General features: G+C 70.9%; 29 protein-coding genes and 1 pseudogene. 14 read left to right on the forward strand and 16 right to left on the reverse strand.

Going from position 1 to position 26,667, the window contains the following annotated elements:
- From H504_RS0131180 to H504_RS0131195, 4 genes are all read right to left on the reverse strand, one after another.
- Positions 1 to 410, reverse strand: a 410-nt coding sequence (locus tag H504_RS0131180; protein ID WP_026425153.1) for an IS110 family transposase, incomplete at its 3' end; no start/stop codon positions are given.
- Between the two features lie 276 nt (positions 411 to 686).
- The gene (locus H504_RS42210) at positions 687 to 1,295 is read right to left on the reverse strand and encodes a class I SAM-dependent methyltransferase (RefSeq protein WP_051386474.1); all 609 of its coding nucleotides are present in this window, start codon (positions 1,293 to 1,295) and stop codon (positions 687 to 689) included.
- 56 nt (positions 1,296 to 1,351) lie between these two features.
- On the reverse strand, positions 1,352 to 2,668 hold the full coding sequence (locus H504_RS42215; RefSeq protein ID WP_169735485.1) for a hypothetical protein: 1,317 nt from the start codon (positions 2,666 to 2,668) through the stop codon (positions 1,352 to 1,354).
- Positions 2,669 to 2,679: 11 nt separating this feature from the next.
- On the reverse strand, positions 2,680 to 3,816 hold the full coding sequence (locus H504_RS0131195) for an OmpA family protein (RefSeq protein ID WP_026426005.1): 1,137 nt from the start codon (positions 3,814 to 3,816) through the stop codon (positions 2,680 to 2,682).
- 432 nt (positions 3,817 to 4,248) lie between these two features.
- Here H504_RS0131195 and H504_RS37945 point away from each other — a divergent pair, with 432 nt between their 5' ends.
- The 5 genes from H504_RS37945 to H504_RS0131220 all read left to right on the forward strand — a co-directional run bounded on the left by H504_RS37945 (position 4,249) and on the right by H504_RS0131220 (position 8,804).
- Complete coding sequence (locus tag H504_RS37945; RefSeq protein ID WP_035307146.1) at positions 4,249 to 5,130, forward strand: helix-turn-helix domain-containing protein; 882 nt, start codon at positions 4,249 to 4,251, stop codon at positions 5,128 to 5,130.
- Positions 5,127 to 5,336: a DUF397 domain-containing protein gene (locus tag H504_RS0131205; RefSeq protein WP_026426006.1), complete on the forward strand. Its 210-nt coding sequence runs from the start codon at positions 5,127 to 5,129 to the stop codon at positions 5,334 to 5,336. The genes H504_RS37945 and H504_RS0131205 overlap by 4 nt, the downstream gene beginning before the upstream one ends.
- A 202-nt stretch (positions 5,337 to 5,538) precedes the next feature.
- Entirely contained in the window at positions 5,539 to 5,745 is a 207-nt protein-coding gene (locus H504_RS0131210; RefSeq protein ID WP_157440740.1) for a DUF397 domain-containing protein, read from the forward strand.
- A 172-nt stretch (positions 5,746 to 5,917) separates the two neighbouring features.
- On the forward strand, positions 5,918 to 7,393 hold the full coding sequence (locus H504_RS37950) for a serine/threonine-protein kinase (protein WP_035307149.1): 1,476 nt from the start codon (positions 5,918 to 5,920) through the stop codon (positions 7,391 to 7,393).
- Between the two features lie 70 nt (positions 7,394 to 7,463).
- Positions 7,464 to 8,804, forward strand: a complete 1,341-nt coding sequence (locus tag H504_RS0131220; RefSeq protein ID WP_026426008.1) for a WS/DGAT/MGAT family O-acyltransferase — start codon at positions 7,464 to 7,466, stop codon at positions 8,802 to 8,804.
- A 153-nt stretch (positions 8,805 to 8,957) separates the two neighbouring features.
- Here H504_RS0131220 and H504_RS44150 read toward each other — a convergent pair whose 3' ends face one another.
- The 3 genes from H504_RS44150 to H504_RS0131235 form a co-directional block, all read right to left on the reverse strand.
- Positions 8,958 to 9,458 (reverse strand): transposase, encoded by a 501-nt coding sequence (locus H504_RS44150; protein WP_157440741.1) that lies wholly within the window; start codon positions 9,456 to 9,458, stop codon positions 8,958 to 8,960.
- An 865-nt stretch (positions 9,459 to 10,323) separates the two neighbouring features.
- Complete coding sequence (locus tag H504_RS0131230; protein ID WP_026426009.1) at positions 10,324 to 10,521, reverse strand: DUF5302 domain-containing protein; 198 nt, start codon at positions 10,519 to 10,521, stop codon at positions 10,324 to 10,326.
- 68 nt (positions 10,522 to 10,589) lie between these two features.
- Complete coding sequence (locus H504_RS0131235) at positions 10,590 to 11,012, reverse strand: SRPBCC family protein (RefSeq protein WP_026426010.1); 423 nt, start codon at positions 11,010 to 11,012, stop codon at positions 10,590 to 10,592.
- A gap of 83 nt (positions 11,013 to 11,095) precedes the next feature.
- Between H504_RS0131235 and H504_RS39190 the strand changes: the two genes are divergently transcribed.
- The 3 genes from H504_RS39190 (at position 11,096) to H504_RS37960 (ending at position 13,463) form a co-directional block, all read left to right on the forward strand.
- Positions 11,096 to 11,605, forward strand: coding sequence for a hypothetical protein (locus H504_RS39190; RefSeq protein WP_051386454.1), 510 nt, complete (start codon positions 11,096 to 11,098; stop codon positions 11,603 to 11,605).
- 103 nt (positions 11,606 to 11,708) lie between these two features.
- Positions 11,709 to 12,179 carry a cupin domain-containing protein gene (locus H504_RS0131245; protein ID WP_026426011.1) on the forward strand — a complete coding sequence of 157 codons (471 nt, stop codon included), beginning with the start codon at positions 11,709 to 11,711 and terminating at the stop codon, positions 12,177 to 12,179.
- Positions 12,180 to 12,476: 297 nt separating this feature from the next.
- Positions 12,477 to 13,463, forward strand: a complete 987-nt coding sequence (locus tag H504_RS37960; RefSeq protein WP_051386455.1) for a LysR family transcriptional regulator — start codon at positions 12,477 to 12,479, stop codon at positions 13,461 to 13,463.
- A gap of 549 nt (positions 13,464 to 14,012) precedes the next feature.
- Here H504_RS37960 and H504_RS39195 read toward each other — a convergent pair.
- The 3 genes from H504_RS39195 to H504_RS0131265 form a co-directional block, all read right to left on the reverse strand.
- Positions 14,013 to 14,978, reverse strand: coding sequence for a hypothetical protein (locus H504_RS39195; protein ID WP_157440742.1), 966 nt, complete (start codon positions 14,976 to 14,978; stop codon positions 14,013 to 14,015).
- A gap of 104 nt (positions 14,979 to 15,082) precedes the next feature.
- On the reverse strand, positions 15,083 to 15,868 hold the full coding sequence (locus H504_RS0131260; RefSeq protein ID WP_169735486.1) for an SMP-30/gluconolactonase/LRE family protein: 786 nt from the start codon (positions 15,866 to 15,868) through the stop codon (positions 15,083 to 15,085).
- Positions 15,869 to 15,975: 107 nt separating this feature from the next.
- A complete protein-coding gene (locus tag H504_RS0131265; RefSeq protein ID WP_026426013.1) occupies positions 15,976 to 16,413 on the reverse strand; it encodes an HIT family protein in 438 nt (145 codons plus the stop codon).
- 53 nt (positions 16,414 to 16,466) lie between these two features.
- Between H504_RS0131265 and H504_RS37970 the strand changes: the two genes are divergently transcribed.
- On the forward strand, positions 16,467 to 17,090 hold the full coding sequence (locus H504_RS37970) for a TetR/AcrR family transcriptional regulator (RefSeq protein ID WP_169735487.1): 624 nt from the start codon (positions 16,467 to 16,469) through the stop codon (positions 17,088 to 17,090).
- A 4-nt stretch (positions 17,091 to 17,094) separates the two neighbouring features.
- Here the strand turns inward: H504_RS37970 and H504_RS0131275 are convergent, their stop codons facing one another.
- The gene (locus H504_RS0131275) at positions 17,095 to 17,616 is read right to left on the reverse strand and encodes a GNAT family N-acetyltransferase (protein WP_026426014.1); all 522 of its coding nucleotides are present in this window, start codon (positions 17,614 to 17,616) and stop codon (positions 17,095 to 17,097) included.
- Between the two features lie 43 nt (positions 17,617 to 17,659).
- Between H504_RS0131275 and H504_RS0131280 the strand changes: the two genes are divergently transcribed.
- Complete coding sequence (locus H504_RS0131280; RefSeq protein ID WP_026426015.1) at positions 17,660 to 18,664, forward strand: hypothetical protein; 1,005 nt, start codon at positions 17,660 to 17,662, stop codon at positions 18,662 to 18,664.
- Positions 18,665 to 18,669: 5 nt separating this feature from the next.
- On the opposite strand, the gene H504_RS0131285 is transcribed toward H504_RS0131280, so the two are convergent.
- Complete coding sequence (locus H504_RS0131285) at positions 18,670 to 19,743, reverse strand: MBL fold metallo-hydrolase (RefSeq protein WP_026426016.1); 1,074 nt, start codon at positions 19,741 to 19,743, stop codon at positions 18,670 to 18,672.
- A gap of 35 nt (positions 19,744 to 19,778) precedes the next feature.
- Positions 19,779 to 20,252, reverse strand: coding sequence for a hypothetical protein (locus H504_RS0131290; protein WP_026426017.1), 474 nt, complete (start codon positions 20,250 to 20,252; stop codon positions 19,779 to 19,781).
- Positions 20,253 to 20,582: 330 nt separating this feature from the next.
- Between H504_RS0131290 and H504_RS43775 the strand changes: the two genes are divergently transcribed.
- A complete protein-coding gene (locus H504_RS43775; protein WP_026426018.1) occupies positions 20,583 to 21,290 on the forward strand; it encodes an LPXTG cell wall anchor domain-containing protein in 708 nt (235 codons plus the stop codon).
- Between the two features lie 41 nt (positions 21,291 to 21,331).
- On the opposite strand, the gene H504_RS0131300 is transcribed toward H504_RS43775, so the two are convergent.
- Together H504_RS0131300 and H504_RS0131305 are read right to left on the reverse strand one after the other, a co-directional pair.
- A complete protein-coding gene (locus tag H504_RS0131300) occupies positions 21,332 to 21,805 on the reverse strand; it encodes an Lrp/AsnC family transcriptional regulator (protein ID WP_026426019.1) in 474 nt (157 codons plus the stop codon).
- 38 nt (positions 21,806 to 21,843) lie between these two features.
- Positions 21,844 to 22,992, reverse strand: a complete 1,149-nt coding sequence (locus tag H504_RS0131305) for a trans-sulfuration enzyme family protein (protein ID WP_026426020.1) — start codon at positions 22,990 to 22,992, stop codon at positions 21,844 to 21,846.
- A 196-nt stretch (positions 22,993 to 23,188) separates the two neighbouring features.
- Here H504_RS0131305 and H504_RS0131310 point away from each other — a divergent pair, with 196 nt between their 5' ends.
- The 3 genes from H504_RS0131310 to H504_RS0131320 are packed head-to-tail and all read left to right on the forward strand — an operon-like array spanning position 23,189 to position 25,657.
- Positions 23,189 to 24,670, forward strand: coding sequence for a hypothetical protein (locus H504_RS0131310; protein ID WP_026426021.1), 1,482 nt, complete (start codon positions 23,189 to 23,191; stop codon positions 24,668 to 24,670).
- A gap of 37 nt (positions 24,671 to 24,707) precedes the next feature.
- Positions 24,708 to 25,145, forward strand: coding sequence for an SRPBCC family protein (locus H504_RS0131315; protein ID WP_026426022.1), 438 nt, complete (start codon positions 24,708 to 24,710; stop codon positions 25,143 to 25,145).
- A 41-nt stretch (positions 25,146 to 25,186) separates the two neighbouring features.
- Positions 25,187 to 25,657, forward strand: coding sequence for a hypothetical protein (locus H504_RS0131320; protein WP_026426023.1), 471 nt, complete (start codon positions 25,187 to 25,189; stop codon positions 25,655 to 25,657).
- Between the two features lie 222 nt (positions 25,658 to 25,879).
- Here the strand turns inward: H504_RS0131320 and H504_RS0131325 are convergent.
- A pseudogene (locus H504_RS0131325) lies at positions 25,880 to 26,125 on the reverse strand (hypothetical protein); the annotation flags it as partial.
- Between the last annotated feature and the right edge of the window lie 542 nt (positions 26,126 to 26,667).

Consider the following 26,667-nt stretch of genomic DNA (forward strand, 5'->3'; position numbering starts at 1 on the left):
GGTGCCTGGGACGACGACGGTCTGTTCGTCCAGGGCGGCCATGATCGCGGTGCCGGTTTCTCGCCCATGCGGGGCGCGTCGGCGATGACGAAGGCGTCGCGGGCGTCGGTTTTCGCCCGGCCCGGGTGGAGGTCGGCGATGCGGCGCATCGCCAGGCCGGGCAGATAGGCCACCCGGTGACCGGCGGCGCGGGCGACCGCGACCGGCAGGGCGCCGATTGTGGCTGGCTGGTCGACCACGACCAGCGGCGGGCCCTGCGCGGCGAGCTTGTCGAACAACGCCCGCGGCTTCGACCCACTGTTGGGCAGAGGCCCGTCATGCAGCCTCTTGCCCGCCGGACCCAGGCCCACCGCGTGGTGGGCGTCTTTACCGACGTCCAGGCCGAGGAACACTCCGAAACCGTCGCCCATCCATCATGCCCTTCGGTCGTCGCGGGTGGTCACCGGTCGAGCAGCGAGCGCCGGCACCCACGTTACGACGAGACCTGCCCAGTCGGGTGGCCGTGTCCCCATCAGCGGTCGGTCGATGCCACCAGACCCGGTGACACCACCCCCCGGGATCATGCGTTCGACCGGGGGCGTCAGTCATGCCGGGCCTGACGACCACAACTCCCTGGTCGGGAGCCACGAAAAAGGTAACGGGGTGTGCTGGGCCACGGGCGGGGGCACGTGGCCCAGCGGGGGGTGTCAGGTGGCGGTGGCGCGGAGGTAGAGCTGGACCTCGATGCGGCCTGGTTCGGCTTCGGCTTCCAGCTCGTTCAGGGTGACGTTGGTGAAGCCTGCTTCGGCGACGATGTGCTTGAGCTGGTCCGGGGGGTAGGCGGAGACGGTGGTGGGGGCGCCGAGGAAGTTGACGGGGAAGGTGTCGAAGTCGCCTTGGACCATGCTGATCAGGAGGAGTTTGGGGCCGCGCAGTGCGGCGCGTGCGGCGCGCAGGGTGGCCTCGATGTCGGCTTTCGACAGCATGAGCAGTGAGAAGAACGCGACCACGGCGTCGAACTCGCCGAGGGTGGAGAGGTCGCGGAGGTCGCCGAGGCGGTAGTCGGCGCCGGGGGCTTGGGTGGCGGCGAGTTCCAGCATCACGGGGGACTCGTCGACGCCGACGACGGCCAGGCCCGCGTCGACGAACTGCTTGGCGGTCGGCAGGCCGCTGCCGCAGCCGAGGTCGAGCACCCGGGAGCCGGGGGGCAGTTGGGTGATCAGCCAGTCGGCCTCGGCGATCTGCGTGTCCCGTTCCACGAAGGACTCGTCGTAGCGCTTGCCGATGAGGTCGAAGGCGGGGTTCTGGGTAGCCACGCGCACAGCATGCCGCCGCGGTCCGGCCCGGTCCAGAGCCGGGCCGGATGAGATCGCTAACGGCCGCGGGCGACCCGGCTGAGCTTGCCCAACCTGGACTCGGGCGGCTCGACGGCGGGCCGCCCGTGTGCCGCCTCGATCGCGGACCTGGCCTGCGCCAACGGGGTGGTGAGCGCGCCGAGGTCGACCGGGAGCCGGATGGGCAGCGCCGACCGGGGGGCGTCCGGGGCCGGCGGCGGGCCGGGCACCGCCGCCACTGCCAGTGGCTCGATGTGGGCGCGGCCCATTCGCGGCGCTCCGGGCAGGGCGCCGGAACGGCCTCGTGCTGTTTCGGCGACGCGACTGTCGTGGGTGGGGTGAGCCACCAGGTCCCTGGCCAACAGGATGGTGCGGTGCGCGGGCACGTAGTAGCGGCCGATCCTGGTCACCACCCGCGCATACTCTCGGCTGCCGCGGCGTTCCAGCGACAGCGCCCGCGCGATGCTGCGGTCGGCCCGGCGCAGGCACCGGTCGTGGTTCCGGGCGGCCCGGTCGACCACCCGGCTCAACGCTGCCGCCCGGCGGGTGAGCGGGGTCCCGTCGTAGGCCTCTTGCTGCACGATGATCCACGGTGCGGCTATCGCGCAGCCTGCTAGGGCCAGTCCGACAACAGTGGCCACACCCGCTTCGCCGACCAATTCCCCTTCGTGTCGCACGCGCAGCAGAATGGACAGGGCGGCGAACACGCTGACGGTGAACAACAACACCACCGACCACCCGACAATGGGACCGTCTTGGCGCGCGAGTCGCCACGTCCACATCCGCCTGCCGAGTTCCATCGCGAGTTTCGCTTGAACTCCCGCGCCGAACAAGGAAAACGCGACGGCGGTGATCAATGGCGCGGGGGCTGGATTCGTCCAATCGATGTTGAGCAGCAGACCGAACACGGTGAACAGCGCGACCGCGTCGACCGCGAGCAACAGGTAAGCGATCACGGTGACCACTCGGCTGCGTGACTGGTGGTGTGCGGTGATCCCGGCCGCCACTTCCTCGTCAATGCGGCGCAAGGTGTCGGCCAGCATCGGTCGTGCTTCCCGGGCGGTGATCGCCCAGCCGCGCGCGGCGGTGGTGTGCCCGGAGCCGCCCATCACCCGGACCTTGTCGTCGGCGGCCGCTGCCGCCGCGTAGTGGGTCGCGGCAGCACCCGCGGCCCGGCACGCCTTCCGGCTCCACCGACCCAGGCGGCGCGACCGGCGGTCGACGAGCTTGGCGGCCCTGGTGAGGCTGTTGACCTCGTGGGCCAGTTCGCCGTGCTCGTCGCCCTGGGCGAGGAAGGTGGCGCTGGCGGCCACCAGCGGGTGACGCAGCCACATCGAGAGAGGTAGGGAACGCATGGTCGTCCTCCTCACTTGCCTACTACTACGGAGACGGAACGGTTGCGCTGTGCGGCGGCCGGGATGAGGTTCCCGGCGGTGTCCCGGTCCGCGACCAGCGGCTGGTCGTAGCCGAGCCCCACAACAGAAAGCGCCGAGGCTGGGAACCCGTGGACGACCAATGCGTCCCGGACCGCCTCGGCGCGGTGAAGACTGAGCGTTCGTGCTGTGTCTGGTGGGCCTATCGACGCTGTTCGCCCCACTAGCTGTACGCGGGACCCTGGTGGCAGCGCCGCCGCGGCTTGAGCCAGTAAGGGGTCTGCCTCGGGTAAGAGGGCCGCTGAGTCCGGCCCGAACAAGATGTCACTAGGCAGCACCACCGGTCCCGCTGCTGCTGCGGGCGCTGTGATCGCCGGTGGCTGGGGGACCGGCACGGTCGGCACCGGTGTCGTCGACGTGGGCGCACCACCCACGACCGGTTCGTTGTCGACGGTGCAATCGCCGCCTCCGGCTTGGCAATACCGCAGCCACAGTTGGGTGAGTCTGGTGCGCAACGGCGGCGGCAGCGGCTCCTGCGGGCGGTTCACCTCGCCGATTCCCGACAGAACCACTGTCTTCCCACGCAGGTCCGGCACCAGCCCGTCCTGCTTCGCCTGGTCGATGACCTGCGGCGATCCGACCCGGTCCCAGCCCAGCGCGCCGATCGCGAGCGGTCCGGTGGTCTGCAGCCCGGAACTGATCACCACGGCGGTGACCTGGCCCGGAGTGCGCGCGACCGCGTCCAGCAGGCCGACCAGGTCCAACTGGTCCGCCCGGCTGTCCGCAGCGGCGAGCACGGAACCGACACGATCGGTGTCCTCGCTGGTCAACTGGGCTCTGCGGGCGCTGTCGTGCTCGATCTGGGTGCCGCGCAGCAGCCGGAGATCGCTGTCCTCGACCACCTGGGGCCGGTCCGGGCCGCCGATCACGATCCGCAGTCGGGCGTTGTCGGTCGCCAGGGCCGCCGCCAACCGCTGCCGGGCGGCGGCGGTGAGGGTCGGTCGCTGTTCGGTGGACACCGCGGTGGCGGCGATCACCAGGGTGGTGGCGGTGCCCGTCGACCCGGTGGCGCCGCCGCATCCGGTGCCGCCGAGCGCGACCGCGCCGGTGCTCATGATCAGGAACAGCATCTTCGCGGTTTTCCGCCGTACACCCAACCGTCGACTGCCTCGTCGGGTGCCGGTCCTCCTGGGTCCCCGTGGTCCGGTCATCGCGCGCTCCCCTCGGTGTGGGGCCGTCCCCCTGGACGGCAACGCAACCTCGAACCTAGATTCCGCTGTTGAAGCCCACAGGACAAGTGCTGGATGCAAGTGCAGGAGGCAATTGCGGCAAAATTCAGCCACTCGCCGTCGACATGTACGCCGTTCGGGTCACCCCCGGATGGGTGGTATGCAATTGCATGAGGCAAGTACAGCGTCCTGAGTCCTCAGTGGAGCGAAGTCGATCTGGGCAGGTGAGCCCAGGCCGTCCGCTGGTCGGCTGGAGTTCAGCGGGTGGTACCGTCGTTCAACGGACCGGACGAGCAATCCCGTCCGGCAATTGCAAGGCGCGAGGAGGCGTTGATGCCGTCGCAAACGCCGCTCATCCCGCGGCGTCGCCTGGGGCAGGAACTGCGCAGGCTCCGCGAGTTGCGCGGGCTCCACCTCGAGGACGCGGCCGACCACCTGGAGTGCTCGCCGTCCAAGATCAGCAGGCTGGAGACCGGACAGGGCGTGCCCAAGGCGCGCGACGTCCGCGACCTGCTCGACCTCTACGGGGTGGGCGACCAGAAACTGCGCGACCAACTGCTGCGGCTGGCCGGGGACGGCCGCAGGCAGGCGTGGTGGCAGGACCTGGCCGACGTGGTGTCCACGGCGATGGACACCTTCATCTCGTTGGAATCCGAGGCCTCGAACATCCGGTACTACGTCCAGTCGACGTTCCCCGGCATGTTCCAGACCGAGGAGTACGCGCGGGAACTGTTCCGCGCGATCTACCCCCGCGATGACGACATCGAACGGGAGAAGCGGGTTCAACTCCGGCTCAAGCGCCAGGACATCCTGACCGAGCGGGAGGACCAACCCAGGATCAGCGCCGTCCTCGACGAGGCGACCCTGCACCGCGTCGTCGGGTCGCCCGCGGTGATGGCCGGGCAGTTGGCCGCCCTGCTCGCGGCCAGTGAGCGTCAAGGTGTCACCCTGCGCGTCTACCCCTTCGCCGCAGGTCCCGATATCGCCATCCAGTGCACGTTCGTGGTCTTCACGTTCGAGAGCGAGTACGACCGCAACTCGGTCCACATCGAACTCAGCGCTGGTGATCGGTGGCTCGAGCAGGAGAGCGACATCGTCCGCTACACGCGGATATTCGACGACCTCAGCCGCAAGTGCCTTTCCACCGAGGCCAGCCGGGACTTGATCCGAACGATGCTGGACCACTATTCGAGCAAGGATGAACCACCCCGATGAACGTGAACTACCGGCAGAGCAGCTTCTGTTCCACTGGCGGCTGCGTCCAGGTCGCCGTGCTTGACAACGGCACCGTGTCACTGCGTGACTCCAAGAACCTGACCATTCCCGCGCACACGTACACGGCCGAGGAATGGGTCGCCTTCACCGCAGGTGTGAAGAACGGCGAATTCGACCTGGTGCCCGGTGGTCTGCTGACCAACTGACGTCACCTTTTCGGCCAGAGCGCCAGAGATCCGCCCGGTGGTCAGCCGGGCGGATCTCTGGCGTGCGTCTTAACGGTCCGGTAACGTGAGGGGTCGAGGTCGCTCGACGTCGCGTGATCAGGCCAACGAGGTGCGCGAACAGCCGATCCGCGCCCACCGCTGTGCCGGGTTCCGGTGACGTCGGGTGCGGGAGGGGGCGATCATGTCGACCAATCGTGTGTCCACCAGTCGTGTGTCCGGCCGGTTCCGGCGGAGCAGCCGCTGCACCACCGGCGCCTGCGTGGAACTGCTCATCACCACTTCCCGGTTACACGTGCGCGGCACCGCGCCGGACCGGGAGCTCGTCTTCCCCGCCGCCGCCCGCGCCCGGCTGGTGCGCGCCGTCCGCGCGGGTTCGCTCACCGGTTGAGGTGACCGCGCGGCCGGTCCCGGAGCGTGAACTCCCTGTCACCAACCGGATCGGGGTACTCAGTCGTGTGGACGAATGATCGACCCGTCGGTGTGGTTCGCTAGTCTCGGTTCCTCAGTCGGGGGCTCGAGTCCACACACGCGAGGAGTACCTGGTCATCGAACAGGGTGAGTTGGTCGCCGGGCGCTATCGGCTGGAGGAGGCCGTCGGCAGCGGCGCCATGGGCATGGTCTGGCGCGCTCGGGATGAGCGGCTGGAGCGGGTCATCGCGCTCAAGCGGTTGATCATCCGACCGGGGCTGACCCCGGCGCAGACCGACGAGGCGCGCAGGCGGGCGATGCGCGAGGCGCGGATCGCGGCCCGGCTGCAGCACCGCAACGCCATCGCCATGCTCGACGTCGCCGAGCACGACGGCGACCCGTGCCTGGTGATGGAGTTCCTGCCGTCGCGCAGCCTGTCCGCGGTGCTCGCCGAGGAGGGGACGCTGCCACCGGAGCAGGTGGCGGCGATCGGGTCGCAGGTCGCGGCGGCGCTGGCGGCGGCGCACGCGGCCGGGATCGTGCACCGGGACGTGAAGCCGGGCAACATCCTGCTCGGCGCGAACGGCACGGTGAAGATCACCGACTTCGGCATCTCCCGGGCCATCGACGACGGCACCGTCACCGAGACCGGCATGCTCGCGGGCACCCCCGCCTACCTGGCCCCGGAGATCGCCCGCGGCCACGACCCCAGCCGGGCGTCGGACGTGTTCTCCCTCGGCGCCACCCTGTACCACGCGGTCGAGGGCGAGCCGCCGTTCGGGATGAACCCGAACCCGCTGGCCCTGCTGCACGCGGTCGCCTCGGGGGCGATCACCCCACCGCGCGGCGCGGGCGCGCTCACCCCGACGCTGATGTCGTTGCTGCGCACGGAGCCGGTGGACCGGCCGACCATGGAGGAGGCCGCGTCGGTGCTGGCGCTGCCGACCGCGCCATTACCCGTGCCCGCCGTCGAGCCGCCCACGATCCCGGCGAAACCCAAGCCGGTGTTCCCGTTGCTCAACCGCAAGGCCCCCGCCGCCACCCAGGTCGTCCCACCGGCACACCAGCCCCTCCAGCACCCGGCCCAGCGACCCGCCCAACACCCGGCACCCGGGCCCAAGCGCGGGGTGCTGGTCCTGCTGCTGCTCGGCGTCGTCGTGCTGGCAGGCGCGGTGACCCTGGTACTGCTGAACGCCACCACGCAGGCGCCGCCGCGCACGATCACCTCGACCACGGTCGTCACGGTCAGCCAGGACCCGCCCAGCGCCGCCCCGACCACCACCCCCAGCCCGGTCGCCGCCCCCCAGAAGATCACCGACTTCAGCTCGGCGGGCAGGCTGGTGATCGCCTACTACGGCGACGGCGACCCGGCGCAGCGCTGGGACATGCTCGGCCCCAACGGCAAGGCCGCCTTCGGCGACCAGAACGGCTTCCAGCAGTACTGGGGGCAGTACCAGTACGTGGCCTCGCGCAACGCCAACGGGGTCACCTCGAACGCGGACGGGTCGGTCAACGTCCCGGTCGACGTGACGGTGAAGACGGCCGCGGGCGGCGAACAGACCGCCAAGCGCAATGTGAAGGTCATCCTCGCCGGTGGTAGGTACCTCATCGACTCCGACTCGCGGTGACGTCCACCTGGGACTGAGTCGTTGCGCTTCCCCCACGGGCGGTGGCACCGTGCGGGGTGAGGGAGGTCGTATGCAGTTGATGCCGGTGACCGAGTCGATGTTCCTGCTCGGCGAGTCCCGCGAGCACCCACTGCACGTGGGCGGCTTGCAACTGTTCGAACTGCCGGACGGTGAGGGTCCCGACTACGTCGGCGAGCTGCACCGCGCCCTGCTGGCGGACGGGGAGGTGCACCCGCTGCTGCGCCGCCGCCCGCGCGGCCCGATCGGCACCCTCGGCCAGTTCATCTGGACCGATGACGACCGGCTCGACCTGGAATACCACGTCCGGCTCTCCGCGCTGCCCAACCCGGGCCGGGTCCGCGAACTGCTCGAACTGGTGTCCCGGCTGCACGGGTCGCTGCTCGACCGGCACCGCCCGCTGTGGGAGGCGCACCTCGTCGAAGGCTTGCGGGACAACAGGTTCGCGCTCTACACCAAGGTCCACCACGCCCTGCTCGACGGTGTCTCCGCGTTGCGGCTGCTGCAGCGGTCGCTCTCGCCCGACCCGGCCGCGCGCGACATCCGGCCGCCGTGGGCCACCCCGATCGACACCGGGCGGGCGGGCGGCGACCGACCCGGGATGTCGGCCGTGCTGCGCGACATCGCGGGCATCGGGCCCGCGTTCGCCCGCTACGCCCGCCAGGCGTTCCGCGAGCAGGCGGCGACGCTGCCGTTCGAGGCGCCCCGATCGATCTTCAACGTCCCGATCACCGGCGCCCGCCGGTTCGCCGCGCAGGGGTGGCCACTGGAGCGGGTCCGCGCGGTCGGCGCCGCCGCGGACGCCACGGTGAACGACGTCATGCTCGCCATGTGCGCCGGTGCGCTGCGCCGGTACCTCGGCGAACTCGACGCGCTACCGGACCGCCCGCTGGTCGCGTCCGTCCCGATGTCGCTGCGCACCGACGGGTCCGCGGGCGGCAACGCGCTCGGCATGATCCTGTGCACCCTGGCCACCGACCTGCCCGACCCGGCCGACCGACTCGAGGCGATCATCGAGTCGACCCGCCGCGGCAAGGCCGTCTACCAGGGGATGAGCCAGTTGCAGGTGACCGCGCTGAGCGCCATCCCGTTCGCCCCGCTGGCGCTCGGCCTGCTACCGGGCGCGGTCAGGGTGGCGCCACCCGCGTTCAACCTGATGATCAGCAACGTGCCCGGCCCCACCGAACCGCTGTACTGGAACGGCGCCCGGATGCTCGGCGTCTACCCGGTCTCCGTGCCGTACGAGGGCCAGGCGCTCAACATCACGGTCACCAGCTACGCCGGTTCGCTGGAATTCGGCCTCACCGGCTGCCGCCGCTCCGCCCCCCACCTGCAGCGCCTGCTCACCCACCTGGACACGGAACTGACCGACCTGGAACGGGCGGTCTGCTGAGACCCCGCTGACCCCGCTGCTGGCGTGCGACTCTGCTGGGAATACGACTCTGACGGGAATGCGACAAGCCGACCGTCGAGTGGTTGGCAGGCTTGTCCGCACCCGGCCTGTCTGCCCACCTTCCGCTGACCTGCCCGCGCTCGGCCGGCCTCCTCACCTTCCGTCGGCTTGTCCGTGCTCGGCTGGCCTGCTCACCTCCGTCGGCTTGTCCACGCTCGGCTTGCTTGTCCACGCTCGGCCTGCTTGTCCGCGCTCGGCCGATTTGCCCACAGTCCGCCGACTTGTCCACAGCTTGCGACGTCCGCCCCTGTTGATCTCGACTTCTCGGTAGACTGGCCTCGGGGACGCCCCCCGGGAAGGGTGGGGGCTGGCCGGGTCGGTGTGTCGTGGTCCTGCGGCGATGTTGTGGTGTCCGGCGTCGGCGGTGATGATCGCTCCGGTCGGGGGCGGCGGGTCGAGCAGTGTCCGGAACCGGGCGATCTCGCTGGTCCTGATCGGCACGAGTCGCTGTGCCACCACGGGTCCGGTGTGGTGGGTGAATGCGGCGAGCAGGTGGACCCGGCGCCGCCCGTGCGGGGCACGGTGGCCCCGCACGGTCTTGCCGTTTACCGCGATCTGCGCTGCTGGCGGGCCCTGTGTTGGTTGCGGATCCACGCGGCGGGCACCGCGTCGAGGTGCTTATCGTCCACCTGCGCCAACACGTGGCGCACCGTGGACTTGGTCGCCGACACCGCGATCACGGCGCACGCCCGACTCCGCCAGGGCCGGTTGAGCCGGGTACACGACCCATTCCGCGATCGCGGTCAACGACCGCGCTCCCGCAGCGACCGCCAATACCGGCACGCTGCCCAGCGAGTGCCCGCTCCCACACCGTCGACACGGGCCAGGCACCGCGACCGGAAAACAACGCGGATCGACCACGGCATCACCGGACAACGGGGCCGACTGAATCAGGACAGCGACGACCGGGGGCGACGCCCCGACGGGCCCGACTTCCTCAACAGATCACGGGCCTCGACAACCACATGATCAACCAGGGATCGTGCCCGCTCCGCGCCACTCACCTGAACGCGGAGTTGACCGACCTTGAGCGGGCGGTCTGCTGAGATCGCGATGAGCCGACCGCCGGGTGGTAGTCGGCAGGCTTGTCCACGCTCGGCCGACCTGTCCACTTCCCGCTCTCGGCTGGCCTGTCCGTGCTTGGCCGACCTGTCCACGCTCGGTCGATCTGCCCACAGTCCGCCGACTTGTCCACGCTCGGCCGATCGGTCCGCGCTCAGTCGACCTGTCCATGCTTGGCCGATCGGTCCGCGCTCAGCCGACTTGCCCACGCTCCGCCGATCTGTCCACAGTCCGCCGACTTGCCCACAGCTTGCGACGTCCGCCCCTGTTGATCTCGACTTCTCGGTAGACTGGCCTCGGGGACGCCCCCCGGGAAGGGTGGGGGCTGGCCGGGTGTGGGTGGGTTCGGTCGGCTCTTCGGGGGTGGTTGGAGAGCCTTGTCGGGGTGCTCGGTGGCTCAGCCGCTCTTGCGGCGGAATTGGCGCTTGCCGCCTGCGCGGCCGTGGGCGTCGGGGACCTTGGAGTTTCCGCTGGCGTGGCCCTCGCCGGACTTGGCTTGGGCTTGTTTGCGGGCCAGTGCCTCGCGGAACCTGGCCTTCACGTCCTCCGGGTCCGCGGCACCGGTGGTTTCGGGCTGGGCGGGCTGCTCGGACATGGTGAACCTCCGCGGGTCGACTTGTGCTGCTCAGCCTCGCACGCGGCACGCACCGGGTCGACTCGATTTCAGCGCGTGCCCTCGGCGCGGGCCTTGATGCCTTCGGCTTCCAGCGCAAGGTAGCGGTCGGTGAGTCCGGCGGTGAAACGGGCCAGCACCCAGCCCACCGGACCGGTCGTCGTCAGGGTCGCCAGGACGCGGCAACCGGACCCGGTCGGCTCGACCGTGTGCGTCGCGGTGGTGAGCGCGCCGGGGCCGCGCGCCTCCCAGGTCCAGGACCGGCCTTCGGTCAGCTCGGTCACCGTCCAGACGGCGACGGGGAGTTTCGGTTGGCGGATGCGGGCGCGGTGTCCGATCCGCAACGCGCCGGGGTCGAGCAGGGTGACCGAGGTCACCGAGGCTGTCCACTCGGGCCAGCGCTCGACATCGGCGTAGATCGACCACACCCGTTCCGCCGGTGCGGCGATGGCAATCCCGGTGGCGAACCGCATCGGGACAGGGTAACGCCGATGATCGCCGCGCGGGGTGATCCGACTATCCTGCCGGGTAGATCTTTCTCGGCGGAGGACCAACGGTGAACCTGCTGGAGCACATCGCGGCGGTGGCGGCGCTGGCGGAGTGCGCCGATCACGACCCGCGCGCGCTCAGCGCGGACGAGCACCTGCGGTTCGAGTGGTACCGGGGCGCCGATCCCTCCGACGAGGCCGCGTTCCTGGCCGCCGTGCTGCGCGATCCGGACCAGGCCATGGCGACGGCGGCCGCGATCGCCCGCATCGACGACCGGGCGCAGCGCGGGCCCGGGTTCTCCCGGTGGGCCGCGCGGGTCCGATCCGCTGTGGCGCCAGCGGATCCGGTCGCGTCGCGGTTGTCCGAATGGTGCCTGTTGCACGACGCGTTCGCCGGGAAACCGGTCTCGCCGGGGGCCGTGCTCGCCGCGTCCGACTGGGCGCAGCGCAGGCTCGCCGCGACCGTCGACGGGGAACTGCTCGCGCTGCTCGCCGAGCACGGCCGCACCCGTCGGGTCCGCGCGCTGACCAGGGTGCCGCGCCCGGTGCGCGCCCGCCGCCTCGCCTGCGACGACTGAACGGGTTGAACCGACCGAACGGGATCGGCGCGCTCCGGCGTGTGTCCTCAACGGACGGACCGGGGGGTGGCACAGTACCGTTCCGACGGCGAGAGGAGACCCATTGTCGTACCTGGGGACCACCGGCGGTGCCCGCTTCCGACCGGTCGACGAGATCACCGTGCTGGACCGGCCCGCCACCGCGACCCACTTCGTCGCGCCCGGATCGGTCACCGGCGGGCAGTTCGGGCTGTTCCGCTACGACATGGTGCCCGGCGCGGGCGGGCCGGGCGCGCATTTCCACCGCACGTTCTCCGAGTCGTTCTACATCCTGGACGGGACGGTCCGGCTGTTCGACGGCGAGAATTGGGTTTCGGCTACGTCTGGAGATTTTCTCTACGTTCCGAGCGGCGGGGTGCACGCGTTCTCGAACGACGCGGACGAACCGGCGTCGATGCTCATCCTGTTCGCCCCCGGCGCCCCGCGCGAGGATTTCTTCGTCGAACTCGCCGAGATCGCCGAGGCCGGTCGGGAGTTGTCGGTCGCCGAGTGGGATGATTTCTACGCCAAACACGACCAGTACATGCTCCGGTGAGCGGGCGGCGGTGTTTCACCGCGCCGCCGCCCGGGTATTTCCCCACCGGGAGCGCGAGACCCCGGCCGTAGGCCGCGCCCGCGGCTCTCCCCCAGGCCCGCGGGCAGCGCGACGGTCGGCTGGGCAGGCCCCGGTTTCCCCCAAACCGGGGCCTGCCGCTCCCACCGGGGAAGCACTTCCGCCGCCGGTGGGAACGATCCCGCCGCCGTTCGTCGCGGTCCAACCGGTGGTACGGCGCCCGGTGGTGGGCCAGTTCCCCGTACCGGCCGCATAATCCGGGGCCATAACATGGCAGGCATGGAACTGGAGTTCCGACACCTGCGGATTGTCATCGCGGTCGCCGACGAGGGCAGCATCACGAAGGCGGCGGCGGCGCTCGGGCTGTCCCAACCGTCGTTGACTTCTCAACTTCAGCGGATCGAACGAACCATGGGCGCGCCCCTTTTCGAACGCGCCAGAACCGGCGTGGTGCCCACCTCGTTCGGCCGCACGGTGCTCGCCAGGGCCCGGTCGGTGGTCACCGAGATGGCCGACCTGCGTGGCGAGGCGAGCGCGCACGCGGCCACCGACGGCCGCCCGGTGGAGGTGCGGATCGGCGGGCGGCCCAGCCCGCTGCTGTCGGTGGTGGTGCCGCGGCTGGTGGCCGCGCACGCCGCCGAACGCGGGCCGGACGCGCCGCCGCTGAGCGTCCAGGTGCACACCGACCCGTCGGCCGCGGCGCTGCAGGGCCGGGTCCGCGCCGGGCGGCTGGACGCCGCGGTGCTCAGCGACGTGATCGGGTTCGAGATCGGCCCGGCGGAGGGGGTGCGGCGCGACCTGGTGGTGCCGGTGGAACCGGAGTTCGTCGCGCTGGCCGAACGGCATCCGCTGGCGGACCGGGCCATGATCGACTTAGCCGACCTGGCGGGCGAGAACTGGATGATCGACCCGCAGGAGGACCACGGTGGCCTCGGGCCGCTGCGCGCGGCGTGCCGGGCGGCCGGGTTCGAGCCGCGGATCACCCACGAGATCAGCGACTCGACCTCGGCGCGCGAGTTCGTCGTCAGCGGGCAGTGCGTCAGCCTGGCGCAGGCGACCTCCAGCGAGGGGCGTGGTCTGGTCATCCGCCCGTTGCGCGGCGACCCGATCCGGAACCGGTTGGAATTGGCCTGGAAGGAACCCGGTCCGATTGATCCGGCCGTGTTGCGCGCGGCCGTCCTCGACGGCTACGCGAGCCTCATTGATCGAAATCCGAGTTACCCGCGGTGGTGGGCCCGGCACGGCGGCTTCGCGGCTGCCGGGTAAACCGCGTATTGACCCGACAGTCGGGCGGAAGTAAGAAGGACACAGTGGACTCGATGTTGGTGTCCGTGGGCCGGGTGGGTGAGTTGGGGCTTAATGCAACAAACGCCTCTTTGTGGGATGTATGACGCCGGAGACCGGACCGGTGACCCGTTTCGATGCCCGGTCGGGACGCCCCCGGGTCGCGCTAGGGCAGATATGCCCAGGTCGAGCGCGCGTAGTGGCCGTCACCACTGGGCCGAACGAGTGTAGTCGGTCGGTCGCGGCCAGTGAGTTAAGAATTTTGATGACCGCTAAGTGATGGACGTCGTTGCCGCGCGGGCCAGAACCGGGGACCATTGCCGTCGGAACGGTGGACCGCGCCGTGCAGGGTCGGCGGCGGATCACCGTCCGTCCGCACCGCCACTGCGGTCGCCGCGGCCGGGACACCGCGCACCGCGCCCTCGCGCGATGCGGACGGCGGGCCCCGGAGGTCGGGTGGAGCCGACACCGGGGCCTGTCACGCCTCTGGTGACAGGCCACCCCGATTCACCGGGCCCGCGAGCCACGAGCTCATCGCGCCGACGAGTCGTCGAAGTCGCCGAAGTCACCGTGGTCCCGGTTGCCCCTCGGCCACAGCGGCTGCTCGGCCGCCTCCGGGCCGCCCAGCGCCCGCCGGTCCTCTTCGGACGGCGGGTTCAGCCGCGGCCAGCCGACCGCGCTCAGCGTCGGCCGCTGCTGCTCGTCGAGCCGCTCGGCGTACTGCGGCGCGATCTCGGTCTTGGTGACCGCCGCCGAGATCCGGGCGAAGGTGGGGATCAGGTCGGCCGCCTCGCGCACCTGTTCCGGGTGCCGGGCCAACCACCACACCACCGCTGTGCCCGGGTCGACCAGGATCTCGTCCGCCAGGTACGCCCTGGTCCGCTGCTCCAGCTCCTGCTCGTGGTGGCGGACCTGCTTCTCCTTGCGCAGCTCGGTCAGCCGCTCCAGCCGCCGGGCGTCCTCCTCCGGCACGGTCAGCCCGACGTTCTCCGCCCAGGCGACGATCTGCCCGGTCCGGTCCGGCGCCATCGCGCCGAGCTCGGCGGCCAACCTGGTCCGGACCACCTCGGCCTCGGTCGGCGAGCCGGTGACGGTCACCTGCCTGGCCCGGTCGAGGATCGAGTGTACCGCCAGCCCGCGCAGGTTCCCGTGCTGCGGCAGCCCCGTGTGCGGCTTCCAGCACACCGTGCAGGCGAGGATGAACCGGTAGTAGGGCTCGGCGCTGTCCACCGGGATCGCGGGCACGTGGTGCTCGGCGTGCACCGCGGGCTCCGGCGCCGGTTTCGCCCGTTCCCTGGCCGCCTCCGCGCGCAGTTCGCGCTGCTCGCGCAGGAACAGCACCTGCTTGACGACCAACGCGGCGATGCCGAGCGCGACCAGCAGGACCGGGATCGTCACCCAGTTCGCCCAGCCGAGCGCGAAGCCCGCCGCGAGGGGGGCTACGGCGGCCACACCGAGGATGCCGGCGGGCGCGCGCCAACGCGCTGCAGTGTCCACACCTAGGTGGGTACCTGGTGTGGGGTGTTGAGTAGTAGACCGATCAAGCGGATTCGCTCGAACATACGAATGCGCGCATGCGTTCGGTGAGCACCCTGCTCTGGTCAGGGGAACCCGGGTGCGGCCGTCCTGCCGCTCGCCGGTAGGCCCGTCCAGCGCACCGACGGCAGCCCGCGCGTGCTGGTCGCGCAGGCGTGCACGGCGCCGTCGTCGGTGGTGATCAGCATCGTGGCGCCCGCGAAGCAGCAGTCGACCGCGGTGGCGCCCGGTAGCCGGACGATGGTGTACGCGACGCCGGTGTGGTCGACCCGGCGGACCGAGTTGCCGCCCGCCACCCAGGCGAACCCGTCGACGTCCACCGCCACCCCGCGCGCGGCCGACACGAGCGGCCGGGCGGCGCCGGGGGTGCCGTTGGCGAGGTCGAACTCGTGGACCAGCAGGCCGCCGCCGCACACCCGGTACATCCGGCGGGTGTCCGGGCTCCACGCCAGCGCCTGGGTCGGGCCGTCGAGCACCCGGTGCGGCCTGCCGGTGAGGTCGATCCGGTGCAGCGCGTCGTCGGCGGTCAGCCACAGCCGCCCGGCCGGGTCGCACCAGAGGCCATCGGAGCGCGGCAGGTCGAGCGGGACGAGCCGCCCGTCGCGGCGCAGGAAGGCCGGGTCGCCGCCGAGGACCCAGCCGCCGACGGCGGGCAGGGCCGCGGTGGGGCTGCCCTCGACGACGAGCGTCGCGATGTGCCGGGGTCCCAGGGTTGTCATGCGCCCCAACTGGACCCGCTGCCGTTCGGTGTCCACCCAGGACAGTCGGGTGCCGTCCCAGCGCGGGCCGGTCACCCGGCGCCCGAACAGCCCGGCGCACATCCCGGCGGCGAGCTCGGTCGGCCTGATCATCGCCATCGCGTCCCCTGGGTGGTCTGAACCAGTAAGTGGTCTGAACCAATGTGTCCGGCGGCGGGGCAGAAAGCAAGGCCCGGTCGTACCCATTTTCTCCCCCGGCCTCAGCCGGGGTCCACCCCTTGGCCGCGCAGGTCGGCCCGGATCCGCTCGGCGTAGGCCTCGGCCGGGTTGGCCTCGTCGTAGGGGTGGCGCGGGCCGAGCCAGAACCGCAGGCCGTCCTTGTGGTGCCGCGGGATGACGTGCAGGTGCAGGTGCGGCACCGACTGGCTGACGATGTTGTTGATCATGATCAGCGAGCCGTCCGCGCCGAGGCCGTCCTCGACCGCCCGCTCCAGCCGCTGCGCCAGCGCGAAGAACGGGGCCACCCGGTCCGGCGGGAGGTCGCTCAGCACGGTCAGGTGGGTGCGCGGAACGAGCAGGACGTGCCCCCGGAACAACGGCCGGTGGTCCAGGAACGCCACTGCATCAGTGTCCTGGTAAACCATGACCGCGGGCAGCTCGCCCGCGATGATTCGGCAGAACACGCATGTTTCCGACAAGGATTCCTCCACTTTCGCCGAACGTCCGAATCAGTCTGGGCACAATGGCCCACGTGACCGTGCCAGAAACGCCCTACCGGGTCCGGCGCACGCCAACCCAGTATCGGGCCAGCCGCCAGATCGAGCGGATCCTCGACGCCGCGGCCAGGGTGGTCGCCGAGAAGGGCTACGCCGGGACGACCACAGCGGACATCGCCAAGGCCGCCACCGTCTCCATCGGATCGGTCTACCGCTACTTCCCGGACAAGACCGCGGTCATGCGCGCCGTCGTCGACCGGCACACCCGCCGGTTCCAGGACCAGGTCGCGGCCAACCACCCCCGGGCGGTCGGCTGGCGCGGCGCCGTCGAACACGCCTACCGGGTCTATGTGGACATGTGCCGCGGCGACGACGGGTTCCGCGCGATCAGCGGCGCGGGCCTGGCCACCGGCGAGCTGGAGTCCCCGGGCGCGGGCGACCCCGGCGACCCGCTGGCCGCGGCGTTCGCGGTGATGCTGGTCCGCCGCTACCGCTTCGCGGACACCCCGGCGCTGCGGGCGACCCTGCTGCAGTGCGTGACCCTGGGGGACGTCCTCACCAGACTCGCGTTCCGGCTCGCGGGCACCGGGCACCCGGACACCCTGGAGCAGACCCGCCGGATGATCGTCGAGCTGGTCGCCGCGCACGAGCCGCGCTGACCGGTCACCCGGCCAGCGGCTTGACCAGGAGCTCGAAGGCGAGGTCGGCGCGGCGGGGGATCCCGAACCGCTCGTCGCCGTACGGGAACGGGGACAGCTCACCGGTGCGGCGGTACCCGCGGCGGACGTACCAGGCGATCAGGTCCGGGCGCGCGGTGAGGACCTTCATCCGCAGTTCGGGCAGACCCCAGTCGGCGGCGACGCGCTCGGCCTCGGTGAGGGTCTCCCGGCCGATGCCCGCGGCCTGCCGGGTCGGGTCCACGGCGAACATGCCGAAGTAGCCCGCGCCGTCCTCCGCCGCGACGTGGCAGCAGGCGACCGCGACACCGTCCTGTTCGGCGACCAGCACCGCGCTCCCCGGCGCGGTGATCACCTCGGCGACACCGTCCGGATCGGTGCGCTGACCGTCGAGCAGATCGGCCTCGGTGGTCCAGCCCGCGCGGCTCGCCTCGCCGCGGTAGGCGGACTCGACGAGGGCGACCAGCGTGTCCACATCGGCGGGGGTGGCGCGGCGGAAGGTGAGCACGAACCGAGCCTAACCCGGTTCGGACGGTGACTACGCTGCCGTCATGGGACTGTTCGGCCGCAGGAAGGCCAAGGCGGAGGCCGCCGCGCTCGCCGAGCACCTGGTCCTCGACCGGTGCTGGGACGACATCGCCCTCGACATGGGCGTCGACGCGGTCGCCGACGGGCACCGCAAGGCCGCTTTGGCGCTGCTGCGCGAGTGTCGCGACGACCACGAGACCCGGACGCTGCGGGTGCGCGCGCTGGCCACCGCGGCGATCGGGCAGTCGACCGAGATCCGCGAGCTGCTGACCGAGGACGAGCTGGACCGGGCGGACGCGGCGGACGTGTTGCTGTGGCTGGGGAGCACGTTGATCGCCGAGGCGTGGGAGATCCGCGGCGGGTGGGCGCCCACGGTCGGCGAGGAGCGGCTGAAGCTGTTCTCCTCCCGGCTGCGCGAGGCGCGCGACCCGTTGATGGCCGCGGCCCGGTTGGCGCCCGAGGACGCGACACCGTGGGTGGAGCTGCAGCGGTACGCGCGGGGGATGCGGTTGGAACGTCCGCAGCGTGACTTCGTGTGGCTGGAAGCGATGCAGCGCTGCCCGACGTCGTACCCGGCGCACGCCGGGCGGCTGCAGTCACTGGCGTTGAAGTGGGGCGGGTCGCACGAGGAGATGTTCTCGTTCGCGCGGGACACGGTGGCCAAGTCCGCGCCCGGTAGCCCCCTCGCGGCGATGTTGCCGACAGCGCACGCCGAGTACCTGCTCAAAGAGGGCGACCGGTTCATCGCGGAAGGCAGCGCGTGGGCGTACGTGAAGCTCAACGCCCGCTACTTCACCACCGGGTTACGCGCCGAACTGGTGGAGGCCGACGCCAAGGGGTCGGCCTCCGGCGTGTGGGCCAAAGAGGTCCACAACCTGTTCGGCTGGGCGATGCTGGAGTCCGGTGAGCTCGACCGCTCCCGTTGGCACCTGGCCCGGGTGGGTAACCGGCCGTCCGCACTGCCTTGGTCCTATAGCGGCGAACACGCGTACGCGCGGGCCTTGGTCCGCCTTGGTGTGTCTATCTAGGCTGGTTAAACCGTGTTCCACCACTTGTCCAGCTCGGGCGGGGCGGACACGTCGACCCGCTCGCCCGGCCGCGGCACGGCCACCGGCACGCCGCGTTCCTTGGCCTCCGCGCACAACCGGTCCACCGGGTCGGACCACGGGTGCGGCGCGAGCGAGAACGTCGCCCAGTGCACCGGGATCAGCAGGCCGCCCCGGACGTCGACGTGCGCGGCCACGCCCTCTTCGGGTGTCATGTGGATGTCCGGCCAGCCCGGCGCGTACGCGCCGACCTGCACGAGCGCGGCGTCGAACGGCCCGTACTGGGCGCCGATCTCGGTGTAACCGGCGAAGTAGCCGGTGTCGCCGGTGTAGAACACCTTCCCGCCAGGACCGGCGATCACCCACGACGCCCACAGCGTGCCGTCGCGTTTGAAGCCGCGGCCGGAGAAGTGCTGGGCCGGGGTCGCGGTCAGCCGCAGCGGACCGGCCTGGTGCGACTCGTGCCAGTCCAGCTCGATGATCCGGTCGGCGGGCACCTTCCACCGCTCCAGGTGCGCCCCGACGCCCAGCGGCACCACGAACGGCGCGTCCTGGGTGCGCGCGAGCTCGCGGATGGCGGCCTGGTCGAGGTGGTCGTAGTGGTCGTGCGAGATGACGACCGCGTCCAGCCGGGGCAGCGCCCCGATCGGCTGCGGCGGCCGGTGCAGCCTGCGCGGACCGACCAGCCGGGACGGCGACACCCGCTCGCCCCACACCGGGTCCAGCAGCACCCGGGCGCCGTCCAACTCGACCAGGCTCGTCGAGTGCCCGTGCCAGGTGATGTGCAGTCCGGAGTCGATGGGGGCGGCGGGGGTGACGACCGGGATCGAGCCGGTGGGGATGCGGTCGCCGCGGTCGCGGAAGAACGACCGCAGGGTCGAGCCCATGGTGCCGGGCTCAACGGGGGTCGGCGGGGCCTCGTTGCGGAAGGCGCCGTCGCGGTACCGCGGTGATCGGGTGACGCGGGGTCCCGTCGGGCGGCGGCCCATCGCGACCGGGATGTCCCACGCGACCCAGGCCGCGGCGGCAGCCACGGCGAGCGCGGTCAAAGCTCGTCTCATACCCCAATGGTCCGCGCGATCGGCTGTGACCGCTCTCAGAGGGTCGCCGAGCCGCCTCGGGCGGCGAGCCGCAACCGCATCGCGCGGCGGGCCACCAGGCCGGGACGCGGGGTGCGGACCGACACCGAGCCCAGGTGTTCCTGACCCACCCGCAGGCTCGCGGGCGCCGGGTAGTCCTCGTGCGGGGCGTTCGGGTGCTCGGGCGGCAGCAGGTCGAGGATCGCGCGTAGGGCCCAACGGGCGTGGCCCTGGTACGACCACACGACGGTCTCGGCGGTGAACACGTCCCAGTCCCGGCCCTGCCGTGATCTCGCGGCGGTGACGTCGTGCGCGTCCTTGATCACGACGTAGTCGACGAAGCCCGCCCACGCGTAGGTGGCGACGATGGCCTCAGGCCGGTCGTTGCCACCGCACAGGTAGACGGTGAAGCCGTCCGCGACGACCGCGCGGAGCAGGTCGTCGATCTCGCTCAGGTCGGACGGTTGTGACTGTTCGCAAGGCTGGCTCATCGTGATCACCCGATTGGCCGGTGACATCCGCATGGCAGGCCGCCATGTGATGACACGGTGTGCTCGTAGTGTCTGTCTACCGCACCCGAACGGGGCACGGGGTGGCCGGGGCGCCACTGGCGCAAAGACGCCGCATATCGATAACCCTCCCACCAGCGGGTGATGTACCTCGGCTGTCGATCAGGTAACCAAGACCCAAAACCGCACTACCCGGTAAATGTCTCACTCGATGGGGTGACTAGTCTCACGCCGTCCACCGTTAGTGGCGAAATGTAACTCTTTCGTGTTATGTGCCGCCGTCGGTCCCCCTGCTGAGACGGAGTTCCCGCCTTGCGCTCGATCCCCTCCCGCGACTGGCTCCGCTCCGCCGGTCGCGCCGCCGCCATCACCGCCATCGTCGCCGGTGCCCTGTCCCTGTTCGCGGGCACCGCGGGCGCGCACACACCGAGCTTCTCGGCCCAGTGCGCGAACGGCTCGCTGCACGTCAAGGTCGAGGCGGGCTACTACAACAAGAACGACGCCAACACCGTCACCGTGACCGACAACGGCCAGCCGCTCTCCGCCCAGGGCCACGTGGTCGACAACCTGCCGTTCGGCGAGAGTTACCTGGCCACGTGGGACCTGGACGGCACCGTCCGGCACACGCTGTACGTCAAGATCGGCACCAACGCCGCCAACCAGCAGCCCGGCTGGACGCTGGAGCACCAGGAGACCTACGCGGCCTGCGTCGTCGACACGACCAAGCCGACCACGACCACCACCAGGGCGACGACCACCACGTCGAAGCCGCCGGTGACCACGACCACCGAGTCGAAGCCGACCAAGACCTCCGAGTCGACCACCCCGGCCGTCACCACCACGCAGGCGCCGACCACGGCCAGCACCGTCATCGCCGCGCCCGCGAGCAACTCCACCGACCTGCCGGACACCGGCGCGAGCGTCGGGCTGCCGATCGCCATCGGCGGGGTGCTGCTGCTGGGTGGCGGCGGTGCGCTGTTCGCGGCTCGTCGGGCGAAGCGCGGTAAGAGCGAGAACTGAGTGAAGCGGCCGGGGTCCTCGTGCGAGGACCCCGGCCGGTCTCACGAGATGGGCGTCTGCACCGGCTGCGTGATGGCCTCGAACACCAAGAGGGTGTTCACCGACACCACCTCGCTGCGGTTGAGCAGTCTCGAGATGAGCAACTGCTGCAGGTGCGTGGTGTCCGGTACCGCTACCTGGATCAGGTAGTCGTCCGGGCCTGCCACGTGCAGCAGCGACACCGTCTCCGGTTGCTCCAGTACGAAAGCCTTGAACTCCTCCACGACCCGTTGCCGGTGGGGCCTTACCCGTACCGACAACAACGCGCTGATGGGCCTACCGAGCGCGGCAAGGTCAACCGTCGCGTGGAAGCCGGTCAGCACACCCCGCCGTCGCAGCGACCGCACCCGTTCCAGCGCGGTCGACGGGGCTACGCCGACTATCGAGGCCAGCTCCTTGTTCTGCACCCTGGCGTCGCGTTGCAGCTCGCGCAGGATCGCGAGGTCGGTCGAGTCGAGATCGGTTGGCTGGCCCATGGTGGTCGTGTCTTTCTGCGGCGGACGGGGACTCCGGTTCAGCGGTGGGCGTCTTTGAGCGCGTAGTCCAGGTCGGCCTGGACGTCATCGGGGTGCTCTAGCCCGACAGACATTCGGAGTACCGCCGCCCCCGGTTTGGCGGTCGAGACGACCGGCCGGTGGGTGAGCGAGGCGGGGTGCTGGATCAGCGTGTCCACACCGCCGAGGGACACGGCGTGCGTGACGAGCCGGACGGATTCGACCGTACGCGCGGCCTCCTCCGGGCCCGCCACCTCGAACGCGATCATCGCGCCGGGACCGGACATCTGGGTGCCGACGAGCGGGCCGGACGGGAAGAACACGCGTCGAACCAGCTCGTGTCCCCGCAACCATTCGGCGAGCCGCTTCGCGCTGTCCTGCTGCGCCGCGATCCGGACCGGCAGGGTCTGCAGGCCCCGGTGCAGCAGGTACGCGGCGAGCGGGTGCATTAACCCGCCGGTGACCGCTCGAACCTGACGGAGTTTCGTGGCCCATTCGGGCGTGGTGGCGACAACGCCGCCGATGACGTCACCGTGTCCGCCCAGGTACTTGGTCGCGGAGTGCAACACCAGCGTGGCGCCGTACTCGATGGGTCGCTGCAACACGGGGGTGGCGAAAGTGTTGTCCACTACTACGGGAACTCCATCAGCCTGGGTTACGACGTCGTGCAGGTCGACGAGATCCAGGGTGGGGTTCGCGGGCGTTTCGACGATGACCAGACCGGTGTTGGGGCGGATCGCCGCCCTGATGCCATCCGGGGCGGCCCAGGTGACTTCTGTGCCCAAGAGGTTGGTGGCCAGGACGTGGTCGGTGCCGCCGTAAAGCGGACGGACGGCGACCACGTGCGGCTTGCCTGCGGCGACGGTCGCGGTAAGGCAGGCGGCCAGCGCTGCCATACCCGACGCGAACGCGACGGCTTGCTCGGTGCCTTCCAGACGGGCCAAGGCCGACTCGAACCGGGCCACCGTGGGGTTCCAGAGCCGTTGGTAGACCAAACCCCCCTCGGCAGGCGGGAGGCCACCGGTGGCGAGGGCCTCGTAGGCCGCGCCGCCGGACTCGACGTCGGGGATCGGGTTCGTGGTCGACAGGTCGATCGGCGGGACGTGCACGCCCGACGCGGCCAGGTCTTCCCTGCCCGCGTGCACCGCTACCGTGGCGATTCTGTTCATCGCAGTCCTCCTCAGGCTCACCGCGCAGGATGGGGCAGCGGGCGCCCGGGTGGACGGGCCGCGGAACGCCACCGGTGAAACGCGGGCCGGTGCCGACCGCGGTTCGGTCGGATGCGGTCGCGACCGGCCGGAACCGAATCCGATTCGCCGTTCGGGGCGGTCGGGGAGTGTCGGATGCGCACGCGACAATGGATCGGTGCCCTCCATCCACGACCACATCACCGCGCACCTCGCCCCGGGCGGGACCGGGCTGCTGCCCGGCGGTGAGGCGTTGCCGGACGACCAGATCGATCACCGGCTGGGCGGTGGGCTGGTGCCGTGGAACGGGGCGCTGACCCACCACCCGGCGGGCGCGGCCGGGCTGCCCGACCTGGTGGCCGGGGCGATCACCGGCGACGGCTACCGCGACCTGTACACGGCGCTGTGCGAGCGTTCGGTGCTCGACGAGTTGGCCGACGTGCTGGTCGGCGTCCGCGCGCTGGGCATGCCGGACGCCGTGCGCGGGGTGGGCCGCAGGCTGGCGACGGAGGGTGAACACCGGGCGCCGGTGAAGTTCGGCATCGCGCTGCTCGGGTTGGGTGTGGATGCCGGGGACACCCCGCTGCTGCTGCGGTTGGGCAGGCACGAGGAGTTCACCCCGTTCGCCTACGACGCGGTGCGCGCGGCGGACCCGGAACCGGACCCCGCGCTGCTCGCCCTCGCGGACGGGGTGGCGGGCTGGGGCCGGATCAACGTCGTCGAGCGGTTCGGCGACGACACCAGCCCCCTGCTGCGGAACTGGTTGCTGCGCGGCGGTTTCCGCAACACCGTGCTGGACGGCTACCTCGCCCTGCGCGCCGCCACCGTCGGCGGCATGGCGGCCGCGCTGACGGCCGAGGAGGTCGACGACGAGCTGCTCGACGCGGCCGTCGACATCGTCTGCGCCCTGATCGAAGGCGGCCCGGCCGAGGACATCGACGACTACCCCGACGCCCCCGTCGCGCTGACCCTGCTGCTCACCCACCTGACCTGGCGGGCCCGCACCCTCCGCCACTTCGTCGGCACCGCACGGATCAGCGAGTTCCTCGCCGGTCCCGGCTGGGACGCCCGCTACGCCGCCGGGTGGGACCTCGCCCGGCACGACACCCTCGTCCGCCGCTGCCGCGACCTGATCGCCAACCCCACCTGGCGCACCCTCACCCTGGCCGCCCTCGACTCCCCGGACGACCGCACCTTCCACGACGCCTGCCACGCCGCCGCCGTCCTCGACATCGACCGCTACCCGGCGACCCTCCGCCGCACCCGCGCCACCGCCTCCCCCGGCGACTGGACCACCCTGCTCGCCCAGGCCACCCCCACCCGGTTGCCGGAGATCCTCACCCTGGCCACCGTGCAGCTCCCGCTCGCCGACCTGGCCACCGGTCCGCACGACATCTCCGCGATCCCTTTGCGGTGGACGGCTTACACGATTCTCGACACCGTCGTCACCGCTCTCCGCGCTTTCCCCGGTATGGGGGTCGATTTCGTGCTCGCGTCCTTGCGGAGCCCGGTCCTGAGCAACCGCGTGATGGCCGTCCGCACCTTGACCGGCTGGGGTCCGGAATCCTGGCTCCCCGAGGTCCAGTCGACTCTTCGCGCGGCGGTCGCCGAAGAACCGGACCCGACGGTCCGGGAAAGCATGGCCCAGTTGCTCACCTGACCCGACGACAGCCCGTACTGGCGGGTAACCTCCGGGCATGGGAACGAAACGGGTGTCGGATAAGCGGGTTGTCGACGCCGGGGCGGCCGAGATCTTCGAGTTGTTGGCGGACCCGGCGAAGCACCCGGTGATCGACGGCTCCGGGACGGTGCTGGCGTCGCGCAGCACCGGCCCGCGCAGGCTGGAGTTGGGGGCGCGGTTCGGGATGGACATGCGGATGGGGGTGCCCTACAAGATCCTGAACACCGTGGTGGAGTTCGAGGAGGGCAGGCTCATCGCGTGGCGCCACTTCTACGGCCACCGCTGGCGCTGGGAACTCCACGACCTCGGCGACGGCCGCACCGAGGTCACCGAGACCTTCGACTGGTCGACGGCGTGGGCCGGGTTCCTGTTGGAGTTGGCGCGGTTCCCGGCCAAGAACCTCAAGGGGATCCGCGCGACGCTGGACCGGCTGCAGGGGATGTACCAGGGCTGAGTTGTCAAGCGGGAGTCACCCGGTGGTGCGACCATGAGCGCATGACAGTTCCGCAAGAGCCCGACCCGCGGCGGACGAGAGCGTTACCCGAGAGCGGGCCCGGTGACCTCCCCGGCGACCAGTACGTCCGGCCCGCTCAGGAAGAAGTGGTCAGCGAGCGGGTCGAGGACAGCTACGCGAGCCGGGTGCGCACCGTGCGCATGGTGTGCTCGGCGATCACCTTCGTGGTCGGTCTGTTCGCCGTGGTCCTGGTCGCGCAGATCATCCTGGTCCTCGCGGACGCCAACCCCCGCAACGGGTTCGCGTCCTTTGTGGACGGTTTCTCCTCCGGCGTGTCCCTGGGTTTCGACGGCCTGTTCACCCCGTCCTCGCACAAGGCCGCCGTGCTGTTCAACTACGGCACCGCCGCCATCGTCTGGCTCCTCATCGGCGCCGCCCTCACCTACCTCATCCGCAAGTTCGCCCTCCCCGGACCCCGCCGCGAGGTCCGCTACCGACGCACGGTGCAGTAACTCACACCGTGCCCGTCTTGGCCGTGTCCCGCACCGACACGGCCAAGACCCTTTTCCACACCTGTGTTCCCTTGCCTTCTCCACCACCGGCCGCTACGCAGAGCCCACCCACCCGGGGTCCGGCCGCCCATTCCTGAACCTACCGCGACCAGCACCCTGTCAAGAGGGCCGCGGATCTGCCTGTGGACAACCAGGCAGACTGTGGACAACCCCACCAGCAGCGCCGGTTCCGGCGGCGGTGGCGCTGAGCCGGTACGGGGACAGCTTGCGCGCCAACGCCTCCGCCTCGGCGACGGTGAGCGTGTCCGGCGCGGCGAACCACTCCACTCCGGAGGCGCTGCGGGCGCCGAGCCGGTCGGCCTCGACCACCAGGCGCAGGCCGCGCCGGGCGGTGAGGTTGCACTCGGATGCGTCGAGCAGGGTGACCCCGGCCTGACCCTCCTCCAGGATGATCTGTTCCTCTCGGGTTGCCGCCAGTCTCCGACCCCAAGATCCCGGTAGCCCTACCACCACCTCTTACCGCCCCAACCGCCAACACCCCACCCGGGCGCAGCCCGGCCCCCACCCTTCCCGGGGGGCGTCCCCGAGGCCAGTCTACCGGGCAGGCAAGATCGACGGGGGTCCATGCCGTGGCCTGTGGGTAACTCGCCACCTTGTGGATGACCCGCCCACGACGCCCCGTCCTTGCCCCAGCCTTCCTCGGCACAGGGAAGGGGAAGCACGAGGTGAGAACCCAGCGGAGCCAGAAAGCGCGAGAGCCAATTCCACTGACGAAGCCGCCAACCCGCGCCGCACCAACGAATCGCCGTATGTGAACGTCACGAGATCGACCGGCATTGTCAGCCGCCACAATTGTCGTGTTCAGCTAGCGCCGTCGTCGACTGGTGCTGTATCAACGAATCGTCGTGTGTGGATGCTCCGCGACCTACTGGCATCGCCAGTCGTCGTAACGGTCGTGTTCGGCAAGCTCCGTCGCTAACTCGTGTCGTATCAGCGGATCGCCGTGTGCG

The sequence above is a fragment of the Actinokineospora inagensis DSM 44258 genome, from assembly GCF_000482865.1.
In the GTDB taxonomy this organism is placed as follows: domain Bacteria; phylum Actinomycetota; class Actinomycetes; order Mycobacteriales; family Pseudonocardiaceae; genus Actinokineospora; species Actinokineospora inagensis.

Excerpts from the sequence above, each read along its gene's own strand:
- H504_RS42215 (WP_169735485.1), bottom strand. The coding sequence starts at position 2,668 with ATGCGTTCCCTACCTCTCTCGATGTGGCTGCGTCACCCGCTGGTGGCC.
- H504_RS0131195 (WP_026426005.1), bottom strand. The coding sequence starts at position 3,816 with ATGCTGTTCCTGATCATGAGCACCGGCGCGGTCGCGCTCGGCGGCACC.
- H504_RS37945 (WP_035307146.1), top strand. The coding sequence starts at position 4,249 with ATGCCGTCGCAAACGCCGCTCATCCCGCGGCGTCGCCTGGGGCAGGAA.
- H504_RS0131205 (WP_026426006.1), top strand. The coding sequence starts at position 5,127 with ATGAACGTGAACTACCGGCAGAGCAGCTTCTGTTCCACTGGCGGCTGC.
- H504_RS0131210 (WP_157440740.1), top strand. The coding sequence starts at position 5,539 with ATGTCGACCAATCGTGTGTCCACCAGTCGTGTGTCCGGCCGGTTCCGG.
- H504_RS0131220 (WP_026426008.1), top strand. The coding sequence starts at position 7,464 with ATGCAGTTGATGCCGGTGACCGAGTCGATGTTCCTGCTCGGCGAGTCC.
- H504_RS0131230 (WP_026426009.1), bottom strand. The coding sequence starts at position 10,521 with ATGTCCGAGCAGCCCGCCCAGCCCGAAACCACCGGTGCCGCGGACCCG.
- H504_RS0131235 (WP_026426010.1), bottom strand. The coding sequence starts at position 11,012 with ATGCGGTTCGCCACCGGGATTGCCATCGCCGCACCGGCGGAACGGGTG.
- H504_RS37960 (WP_051386455.1), top strand. The coding sequence starts at position 12,477 with ATGGAACTGGAGTTCCGACACCTGCGGATTGTCATCGCGGTCGCCGAC.
- H504_RS0131260 (WP_169735486.1), bottom strand. The coding sequence starts at position 15,868 with ATGATCAGGCCGACCGAGCTCGCCGCCGGGATGTGCGCCGGGCTGTTC.
- H504_RS0131280 (WP_026426015.1), top strand. The coding sequence starts at position 17,660 with ATGGGACTGTTCGGCCGCAGGAAGGCCAAGGCGGAGGCCGCCGCGCTC.
- H504_RS0131285 (WP_026426016.1), bottom strand. The coding sequence starts at position 19,743 with ATGAGACGAGCTTTGACCGCGCTCGCCGTGGCTGCCGCCGCGGCCTGG.
- H504_RS0131290 (WP_026426017.1), bottom strand. The coding sequence starts at position 20,252 with ATGAGCCAGCCTTGCGAACAGTCACAACCGTCCGACCTGAGCGAGATC.
- H504_RS0131300 (WP_026426019.1), bottom strand. The coding sequence starts at position 21,805 with ATGGGCCAGCCAACCGATCTCGACTCGACCGACCTCGCGATCCTGCGC.
- H504_RS0131305 (WP_026426020.1), bottom strand. The coding sequence starts at position 22,992 with ATGAACAGAATCGCCACGGTAGCGGTGCACGCGGGCAGGGAAGACCTG.
- H504_RS0131315 (WP_026426022.1), top strand. The coding sequence starts at position 24,708 with ATGGGAACGAAACGGGTGTCGGATAAGCGGGTTGTCGACGCCGGGGCG.
- H504_RS0131320 (WP_026426023.1), top strand. The coding sequence starts at position 25,187 with ATGACAGTTCCGCAAGAGCCCGACCCGCGGCGGACGAGAGCGTTACCC.